We start from the raw sequence: 9765 nt of genomic DNA, 5'->3' as shown, positions 1-9765 counted from the left end.
TCTGCCTCTAACATCAATTTTTTTGCCTTTGTATTAAAGTAATGATACTTAACCACGCCTTCTTCCACTGAATTTACATTGAAATTCTGTGGCGTATAACTTCCGATCAATCTGTAATTCTCAAGGATAAAGGTCTCTTTATCAAGCTCCCCAACTTCTAATCTTTGTATCAGTTCCAATCTTTTATTGCCAAATTCATAAACTCTGTTCAAATTTTTACCTTTCTAAACATCAAGCTCCAGAAGCTTGAACGCCAAATAATCACACGATGTTAAATAATATAAAACCCCATTGTGAAGTCCTTTTAGAGTTGCATTAAAATATTCTTTTGAATGTATATGGCCATAGACCACATGTGTTACAGGATAGCGCTCAATGATTTCAGTGAACATTGATGGCTCTCTTTTATCGTTTGTCGGCGGAAAGTGAAGTGCTACAACAATTTGCTTGTACCCTTTCGCCACTGCCATTTTCAAAGAGTTCTCAAGTCTTGAAGCCTCTCTTTTGTAAATCTTCTCATCATCTTCTGTGAACTGAACTTCATTTGGACAGAGCCATCCTCGCGTACCACAGACGGCAATATCCTTAAAGCTGTGAATTGAGTTATGGATAAAAGATATCGATTCAAATTGGCTGTCCATTTTAGTTTTGGATGACCACCAATAATCATGATTGCCCTTTATGAGTACCTTTTGTCCAGGTAGAGCCTCTAACCACTCGAGGTCTACACGGGCCTCTTGAAAGTTCATTGCCCATGAGGTATCTCCTGGAATAATGACAAGGTCTTCATCTGATACCCTGCTTTTCCAGTCCAACTCAATCTTTTTATAGTGTTCAAACCAATCTTCACCAAAAACATCCATGGGTTTATTGGTATTGAAGCTTAGATGTAAATCACCAATTACAAAAATGCTCATGAGACTTTTTACTCCTCTAATTTTACAAGTGTACGATTTATGTCAATATTTGAAAGTGCTTTAATCACTTGATTTGAGTACTCTGGAAATTCTTCTTCAATAAGTGAGATCATATGCTCTGACCTTTCACGAATTTTCGTTTTTGCATGTTCACAGGTAGAACCTACAACTGGAATTTCAAGGCCCTTTACAGCTTTTATAATGGCTGTTTCCTCTAGGTAGATGAGGGGTCTTATCATTTTCAACTCGGTTTCCTCATCCTCTACCACAGGTGGTATTGAAGCAATCTTGCCATGTTTTATAATGTTCATCATAAAGGTCTCAACAACATCGTCCTTAGTATGACCAAAGGCGATCTTATTGTAGCCTTCATTTAAGGCAAATTTACGCATGATGCCTTTTCTCATACGAGAACAAGTATAACACGGACTGACATCATTTGAAAGTAAAACAAAGGGTTCTTCATGAATTATAATGGAAATACCCAACTTTTTATAATAATCATGATGGGCTTCAAAGTTCTCAAGCATACCATGATTAACCATAAAACCCGAGACTTCAAAATCATAAATTTTGAACTTCTTTAAAATACCAAGTGCATATAAAAGTAAAGAACTGTCCTTGCCCCCCGACACGCCAACAAGGATTTTGTCACCGGTCTTTATGAGTTGATACTCATCTATTGCCTGTCTAATGGGGATCAAAAACAGGTTTTGCATCCATCTTTTCATTTAAGCGCACCCTTCTCGAAAATATTATATCTAGGCAAGGCTTTCTTAATATCGGCCAAGAGTTGTTCAAGCTCAAGCATATTATCATCGTCCTTGATGTTTTCAAAACGTTTTTCAAAGTCTATGGCCTCGCGCTCCATTCCCTGAGAAAAGAGAATTTGAATATGTGTGGTTATGTCTCTGATTGTATTTGATTTTTCTTCGAACATTAGTTGAGCGTTTATGACCTCTTTACTAATTTCAGTCATTTCTTCATCAAGCTGTGTTGCTGCAATTGCTGAGTTTCGAAGTCTTTCTCTAATATTTTCAGGAATTTGTGATTTGTACTTATAACTTAGGGAATGTTCAATTGTCGCCCAAAAATTCATGGCTAGAGTTCGAATTTGAAACTCACATAAGATTTCCTTAGTCCCAAGTGCTGTATGGACTGGGTATTTGACAATAATGTGATAACTCTTATAGCCACTTTCCTTAGGCATTTTAATATAGTCCTTTTCATAAAGGACTTCAAAATCCTTACCGCTTCTCTCGTGAATTAAATCCACCACACGGTAAATATCATCTATAAACTGACACATCACCCTAATGCCGGCTATGTCTTCCATTTCCTCTTCAATGCGATCAAGTGCAATATTTCTACGTTCAGCTTTTTCAATGATGCTCGAAATCTTTTTAACGCGTCCAGTAACAAATTCTATTGGAGAATACTCACTTAATTCTCTATATTGATTTCTGATGGCTTTAAATTTTACTTTTAATTCTTCGACGGCTTGTTCATATGGAATCAACATTGTTTTCCATTCTCTAATAACTTTCATTCTATCCCTCCTAAACGCACTATTTATGTCTTAATCTGAATCGACTTATTAAGCCCAAGATCATACAAGGCACCTTGTTTTATGTCTCGCGTTTCAACAATCGACTCAAATTGGTTTTGTAACTTCCGCCAGCTCATCCCCCAATTGCAAAATAAGGTTTTATCCTCTGGTGCTCTTCCAAACAACCTTTGGATGACCATTTCACTTGATATGTTTTCGATGAAGCTCACCAATCGCTCCAAGTAAGCCTCATGAGAAATTATTTGGATTTGATTGGTCTCATATAATTCACCCAGCTTTGTATCCTTAAGGATATAAAGTGAATGTACTTTAACTGAACCTACCTTCAAGGCAGATAAGACTCTTCCAGCCTCTATAAAATCTTCATCGGTGTCCCAGGGTAGGTTGGCAATCAAATGCGCACAAACTGAAAAGCCATAGCTGTGAATTCGATGAACCGCATCTATAAATTCAGCCAGACCATGTCCCCTGTTGATTTGCTTTAATGTATTGATGTTAATAGACTGTAATCCCAGTTCAACCTCAATATCAAGGTCATATTCTATTTGAATGCGCTTTAGCACGTCAAGATATGCATTTGGAATTGAATCCGGCCTCGTTGAGATGCTGATGCCAACAACATCTTGTCGAATGGCTTCTTGAAGATTCGTTTCAAATTGTGCCAGGGGTATATAAGTATTGGTGTAATTTTGAAAGTAGATAATAAACTTATTCACTTTATATTTATTTCGAATAAGTTCACAATTTTTTTCAATCTGATAAGTAATGGATAAGTCTGGTGAATGTGCTTCAAATCCTGCGCCGACATCACCACAGAATATACAACCTTCGCTTCCAAGTGTACCATCCCTATTTGGACAGGTACATGGTATATTCACTGGAATTTTATAAACCTTTTCGCCATATTTTTTTATTAAATATTCACTGTATTTTTGATAGCCCATCAATTGCCTCACAATATATTTTCATCTTATTTTACCATATAAAAGCCTCTTTCGGTTAAGAACTTTAAGGGGTTTCTCTTAAATACACCCCATAAAAAAGGGCTTCTATCTGCCCAACATTAGTTGTGCAGACAAAAGCCCTTCTCATTATTTTGATTATGAATAGATTATTGTTGTGGTACCAATAAAGTTTGTCCTTCATAAATCATGTTTACATTTTTAAGACCATTAATCTGACCAAGATTTTGGTAAGTTGTGCCTAATCTCTTAGCAATTTTCCAAAGCATATCGCCAGATACAACTTTATAAGTGTCATACTCTTTTGCATAATCTGCAGCCATGGCTTTGATTGTACCAGCAGCCTTAATTTCATTTACAAGAACGTCTCTAATTGGTATAAAAGTATCTTTCACTTCAATTGCGCCTGTAAAATCAAAATTATCACCTTTTGGATACATAAAGTCATTGATGACAACTGTGTAGTATTGGTCCATTTTAACTGGAGTACCATCAGCCAGTCTTAAACCTAAAACTCTACTGCCCATTTCTCTTTCTGAATCAAAATCTACTTGTAATCCTGAGAAAGAAGCATTTCCAATTTCAGCATTTGCAATACCATGCTCGATATTTTTTAATAAATCTGCACCTGACAATTTCATTGTTACAAGTGTATTATCGAAAGGCATTACTTCATATAAAATACCATAGGTAACATCACCAGCAGGAATATCTCTTCTTAAACCGCCACCATTTTGAATTGCGATTTGAGTGCCAGCAGCTTTTGCCATGGTCTCACAAACCCATCTTCCAAGAACAGTTGTTGAAGAGCCTTCATAACGATCATGAGAGAATGTGCCATCTGCTTTACCAAGAACTTCATTTAATGTTGGTGCTAAGTCCTTGTTCCAAGCTTCAAATGTTGCAAGTGCCACAGGATCTGGCGTTATATCGGCACTTCTTTTGTATAAATTATCAACAGAAGGTGTAACTGCCAATGTAGCACCAGTGAATGTTAATGATAAATGGCCAAGTGCTCTACCATTGTAGTACGCTTCAACCACAGGAACACCGTTGCTATAACCAGCCACTGTAGCATGGTTATGAGCTGATACAACGCCATCAATGCCCTTAACTGCAGTAATTGCTGCAATTTCATCCCCTGTAACTGGAAGCGTAGGATCCGCACCATAACCTTCTTGTGATGCAGGAATATGTGTTAATGCGATAATTGCATCTGGTTTACCAGAAGGATCTTTTCCAGCCATTAAGTAATCTACCCAGATTTTAGCTGCTTCAGCAGGCGCTTTAAACTCTAAAGTTGCCACGTTTTCAGCTTTAGTCTTGTAAGCAGTTTCTTGAGTTGTTAAACCGATAAACGCGATTTTCTTGCCACCTTGCTCTTTAATCACGTATGGTTTAGCCCAAGCTACAGGTTCGCCAGTGTTTTTATCATAGATATTTGATGCTAAGAATGTTAAATTACCATCTTGAGACCACTGCGTAATCTTGCCTACGCCCCAATCAAACTCATGGTTACCAACTGCCGATACAGTTACATCTAGCAATTTGAACATATCACTTACAGGTTTTCCGTAAGAGAGGTTTGACATAGCAGATCCCTGATAGTTATCACCTGCTGATACCACAAGTGTATTTGGATTTTCTGCTTTCAAGGCATTAACTGCACCCACTAGTTTTGCCATCCCAACATTTTTTCCACTTTCAATTAATGAACCATGAAAGTCATTAAATGAATAAATATCGATGGTTACAGTTTCTTCTGCAAAACTCATTGCAGGCAAGATTGTCGACATGACTAAAACGAATGTCATCATCATAACAAGTACTTTTTTACCATTAAACATGTGACGCCTCCTATTATAAAATAATTTTACTCACCTCTATTTTATAACCCTAATTTAGTGAATACAAACATTTTATTAATTTTTGTATATATTTTATAAAAATATTTTTGTATAGTTGACTTTTTAACGTTTACATAACATTATGTTAACATGTTTTTTCATTTTTTTATAAAAAAAAAGAGGCATAAACTAAATTGGTCCTCTAGTTTCGCATCTTTTCTTTGCTCTTTTTTTAAGCCTTTATTCGATTGAAATAATATCACTTTCATCATCAAAATTAACAGGTACAATTTGAAAATTAACTTTTGTTTTAGTTTTTTCCTGTAATCTATTGATCATATTTTGCTGTTCATCCTTTTCAAAGGATTCGCCCATGATGATACAGTTGATTTTGTATTTCTCCGCATAGTCAGAAAGCGTTTTCTCTATATCTTTTGCTTTAATGACCGAAAGAGATGCATGGTGACTTTTAGATACATCAAATAAGTACTCTAGTGCATCTTCCTCTTTTAGTTGTCCGAAATACTTCCAATTTTCTTTGACGACGTGCACAACGTGCAACTCATCGTGTTCAGAAGAAATCTGGCTAGCACCATAATCAATTAATCGCTCACACGATTTCTGTTGTGTGACGCAGACCATGACTTTTTTCTTTCTTCTCATATTTAATCTCCTTTAGATTACTCTGTAAACCCATACTCTTTTATTATACCAAATAAAAGATGTTCTAAAATTAAAAATTCATAAATTTTTCTTAACCAATTAGGTCCATTGTATTACTGGACTAAGTCCTATATAATAGAATATGCAAGGAGGGTTGTAAATGAATCGATATACAAAAGTCATCGGACTTACTGGTGCAATCTATACCAAAGAGTTCGAAAAAATTAAGCATCATAAAAACAAAGTACGCGAGCTGAACGAATCCACTGTCATAAAAGCCTTTAAAGAAGGCGGCACTGAAATACTCGTCATTTTTGAGGAAACAGGCGAAGAAATTATTATTGATGATTTCTCAGACAAGGAACTCGTTAAAAAATATCTCGGGAAAAAATTTCTGATCTAGCAGATTACAGCTTACAAGCATAGGATTAAGTTTAATTTAATGATGACATTAAAAAAGGTCACGCGTGATATTTTATCACATGTGACCTTTATTATTTTAAGTAAAAGAGTTCCTGGTTAATGTGTAAATTTTTGCAGGGCATCCGGGAGTGCACTTTCGTAATTCAAAGTTATAATAAAATCAACTGAAAATGCTGTTGATATGTCGTCTATCTTTTTAAACCAAGCAGGTAATCTATCGAGTTCGATCTTAACACAGTTCAAAATACCGTCAATAAATATTTTTTGGATATCGTAGTTGTTTGAAATTAATCCGCAAATAAAACCGAAAAATTCTTCACCAGTTTCAATCGGAAATTCTTCCATATTGATAAATCTGAGGTCATGGTGCAAGTCATACATTGCACGATTGTCATCATCGATAAAGATCGCATTGCCATCTACCTTTGATACCATGTCATTTGCCATTTTTACAATTTCTTTGGATTTTCCTGTTCCTTTTTTCCCAGCTATTAAAGTAACCATTTGAATCTCCTCCTTTAAATTTACCACTTAATTGTATTATTCTAGATACATAACAGAAACTCCTTCAAAACATTAAATTTTTTTTAGTCAGAATAATTCGTATTTTCTGACAATTAAATCCCCGTATTAATTTTAATATGCTGATTTCTAAGTTGCCCACAGGCGGCATTAATGTCTGAACCTAATTCTCTTCTTATTGTGGTGTTAATATTATACTTATCCATTAGAATTGTTTTAAATCTATTTATTCTAGAATTTTGAGAAGGTTTCATTTGTTTTTCTTTAACAGCATTTATCGGAATTAAATTTACATGCACCAACTTCCCTTTTAGCATAGCGCCTAGAGCTTCTGCATGCTTGTCTGAGTCATTTTCACCTTCAATAAGTGCATACTCAAAGGTAACTCGACGATTCGTTTTTTCAATGTAATAGTCAACTGCAGCAAGCAAGTCCCTTAAGGCATACTTTTTATTGATTGGCATAATTGCGGTTCTTTCACTGTCAAAGGGATTATGAAGTGATATTGCCAGTGTAATTTGAAGCTTTTCATCAGCGAGTTTCAAAATTTGGGGTACGATCCCACAAGTGGAGAGCGTAATGTTTCTACCCGAGAGATTTAATCCCTTTTCATGACAGGCCATTTTCAAAAATCTAAGGACTTCATCATAGTTATCAAGAGGCTCACCGCTCCCCATTAAAACCACATGATCAATTCGATTTCCTGTAAGGTTTTGAATTTCAAAGAGTTGGCCTAACATTTCACCAGCAGTTAAATTTCGAATCATACCATTTAGGGTGGAAGCACAAAATGCACAGTTCATTCTACAGCCTACTTGTGTTGAGATACACGCGCTGAAACCGTGTTTATAAGTCATAAAAACTGATTCGATTACATTGCCGTCCGCCAGCCTATGAAGCGACTTGATCGTACCATCCTCGGATACGAGTTTTTCAATAATTGTCGCGTTTTCAAGAATAAAATTTACTTTCAACTTTTCGATTAAATCCTTAGGCAGATTTTTCATTGCATCAAAGGATTGAGCACCTTTGTTGATCCATTCAAAGACCTGCTTTGCACGAAAGGCTTTCTCGCCCATTAAAATCAAATGTTCATTGAGACTTTCCTGTGTTAAATTTCTAATATCTATCATTTTCATCTTCACTTTCTTTTGGGAATAGACTCAAACTATAAACGATTCATGCCCTAGAACTTATCTAAAACTTGCTGTCAAATTTCATTTTGAATTTATTTGAGTCCTCTATTAATAATAAAATCATTTTTCTCATGTAGGCCCTCTTAATCAAGGACTTTTAATAGCCCTTTTTCAAATCTACAAGATTGCTCAAGGCATCGCCAGTCTTATAGGCCTTCAAATTCTTATAAATCATCTCAAACCTTCTCTCATTGCGATGCTCTGATATCCATGAGTTATGAGGTGTAATCATGACGCGCTCATATTGCCATAGGGGATTAGAAGGTTCTAAAGGTTCCTTTTCAAACACATCTAAGGAAACACCCAAGAATAGGCCGCGTTCAAGGGCTTGAATTAAATCACTTTCGACAATTAAACTGCCTCTAGCAACATTTATTAAGACTGCGTCCTCTTTCATCTTGTTAAATCTAGCCTGATTCATAAGACCCTCAGTCAGTTTTGTATGTGGTATTGTCAAGATGACAAAATCCATTTCTGATAGGTGCTTGTCCATGTCCTGCATTGCATAACAGGTGTCAAAATAGGGCGTCTCCCTGCCATCGGTATTGATACCAATACAGTTAATCTCATAACCACTTAAGCGCTTTGCTGCTTCTCTGGCAATGGTTCCAGTTCCAATAAAAAGCGCATTTCGTCCAGTTAACTCTCTTATTTCAGTATTTAATTTCCAGTGTCTATCCGACTGCATTTTTTGAAAGTATCCTGCGTATTTGTAGTGATACAGCATCTGAAATACAATCCATTCACCCATTGGAATCGAGTAGCCACCACGATTATTCGTCACCCTTATGCCTTGTGCCATAACAGAAGCAACAGGTACTTGATCCACGCCAATACTGGACAGTTGTATCCATTTTATACTGCTTAATCTCTCAAGTGAGACCTGGGCAAAAGGATTGTAACAAACTAAGACCTCAGGCGCAAATTCAATAATTTGATCTATGTTTTGGGCGATTTCGTTTTCCTTTATATAGAGAATTTCATATCCCAGAGCTTCAATTTTATTCATTTGTTCATGTCCATAATCATACGTAAATAAGACTTTCATCACGGTCCTCCTCTTCTTAAAAACTTAGTGCTTATAAATCTTTAATGCATCCTTTTGGTTGACTGCTTCTTCACACCGATATTTAAAGCCAGCGAATCCGCTGGCTTTGCATATTATTGTCAATATAGTTAAAATTGTTTTCAATCCTTTATAAAATGACAAACATAAAGGCGGCAAAATTACTTATTATTTTTCAGGTTTATTATTTTTCAGGGATATCATTTCTCGGGCTTATCATCACCGTAGATTTCATCTTCAAACTCATCAATGTATAAAGATAAGATATCTGCAAGACCGGTAAACTCACAACCATAATTAAACCCTTGTGGCAGTGTTTCTTTTCGCATTATTCTGAGCACGCTATAAAATTGTCTTTTGTTTCCAAGGTCAATTTTTGCATTAAAATAATAGTTAAGGGGTAACTCTTCTTGAGCAATAAATCCGATTCCGCCCTTTGAGATATCCAAAACTTCAATTGGAATTTCTCTAGACTCTTTGATGACATCTTGTTGATTATATACTTCATCAATTGTCATAACCGCTTTGTAAGGTATTCTGTGTGCTTTTCTTCTCTCCCTCATCCCGATCACTCCTATTCTTTGTTATTTCTTACCTTT

General features: G+C 35.9%; 12 protein-coding genes. 1 reads left to right on the top strand and 11 read right to left on the bottom strand.

Going from position 1 to position 9765, the window contains the following annotated elements:
- From AC220I_RS13470 to AC220I_RS13440, 7 genes are all read right to left on the bottom strand, one after another.
- On the bottom strand, window positions 1-212 hold a 212-nt coding region (locus tag AC220I_RS13470), incomplete at its 3' end, for a DUF6648 family protein (protein WP_486724365.1).
- Window positions 213-224: 12 nt separating this feature from the next.
- A complete protein-coding gene (locus tag AC220I_RS13465; RefSeq protein WP_486724364.1) occupies window positions 225-917 on the bottom strand; it encodes a metallophosphoesterase in 693 nt (230 codons plus the stop codon).
- An 8-nt stretch (window positions 918-925) separates the two neighbouring features.
- Window positions 926-1648 carry a tRNA 2-thiocytidine biosynthesis TtcA family protein gene (locus AC220I_RS13460; RefSeq protein ID WP_486724363.1) on the bottom strand — a complete coding sequence of 241 codons (723 nt, stop codon included), beginning with the start codon at window positions 1646-1648 and terminating at the stop codon, window positions 926-928.
- Window positions 1645-2466: a GTP pyrophosphokinase gene (locus tag AC220I_RS13455; RefSeq protein ID WP_486724362.1), complete on the bottom strand. Its 822-nt coding sequence runs from the start codon at window positions 2464-2466 to the stop codon at window positions 1645-1647. The genes AC220I_RS13460 and AC220I_RS13455 overlap by 4 nt, the downstream gene beginning before the upstream one ends.
- Window positions 2467-2489: 23 nt before the next feature.
- Window positions 2490-3431, bottom strand: a complete 942-nt coding sequence (mnmL, locus tag AC220I_RS13450) for a tRNA modification radical SAM protein MnmL/YtqA (RefSeq protein ID WP_486724361.1) — start codon at window positions 3429-3431, stop codon at window positions 2490-2492.
- A 167-nt stretch (window positions 3432-3598) separates the two neighbouring features.
- Window positions 3599-5296, bottom strand: a complete 1698-nt coding sequence (locus AC220I_RS13445) for a 5'-nucleotidase C-terminal domain-containing protein (RefSeq protein WP_486724360.1) — start codon at window positions 5294-5296, stop codon at window positions 3599-3601.
- 240 nt (window positions 5297-5536) lie between these two features.
- Entirely contained in the window at window positions 5537-5959 is a 423-nt protein-coding gene (locus tag AC220I_RS13440; RefSeq protein WP_486724359.1) for a universal stress protein, read from the bottom strand.
- A gap of 160 nt (window positions 5960-6119) precedes the next feature.
- Between AC220I_RS13440 and AC220I_RS13435 the strand changes: the two genes are divergently transcribed.
- Window positions 6120-6362 (top strand): hypothetical protein, encoded by a 243-nt coding sequence (locus tag AC220I_RS13435; RefSeq protein ID WP_486724358.1) that lies wholly within the window; start codon window positions 6120-6122, stop codon window positions 6360-6362.
- Between the two features lie 116 nt (window positions 6363-6478).
- Here AC220I_RS13435 and AC220I_RS13430 read toward each other — a convergent pair whose 3' ends face one another.
- From AC220I_RS13430 to AC220I_RS13415, 4 genes are all read right to left on the bottom strand, one after another.
- Complete coding sequence (locus AC220I_RS13430; protein WP_486724357.1) at window positions 6479-6886, bottom strand: hypothetical protein; 408 nt, start codon at window positions 6884-6886, stop codon at window positions 6479-6481.
- A 113-nt stretch (window positions 6887-6999) separates the two neighbouring features.
- Entirely contained in the window at window positions 7000-8037 is a 1038-nt protein-coding gene (gene rlmN / locus AC220I_RS13425; RefSeq protein ID WP_486724366.1) for a dual-specificity RNA methyltransferase RlmN, read from the bottom strand.
- 160 nt (window positions 8038-8197) lie between these two features.
- The gene (locus AC220I_RS13420; protein ID WP_486724356.1) at window positions 8198-9148 is read right to left on the bottom strand and encodes a phosphoglycerate dehydrogenase; all 951 of its coding nucleotides are present in this window, start codon (window positions 9146-9148) and stop codon (window positions 8198-8200) included.
- Window positions 9149-9366: 218 nt separating this feature from the next.
- Window positions 9367-9729 (bottom strand): PilZ domain-containing protein, encoded by a 363-nt coding sequence (locus AC220I_RS13415; RefSeq protein WP_486724355.1) that lies wholly within the window; start codon window positions 9727-9729, stop codon window positions 9367-9369.
- Window positions 9730-9765 lie beyond the last annotated feature (36 nt).

Source organism: Fusibacter sp. (assembly GCF_057447755.1).
Note: the sequence above shows the minus strand (reverse complement) of the source record. Positions and strands in the feature narration are given on the sequence as shown.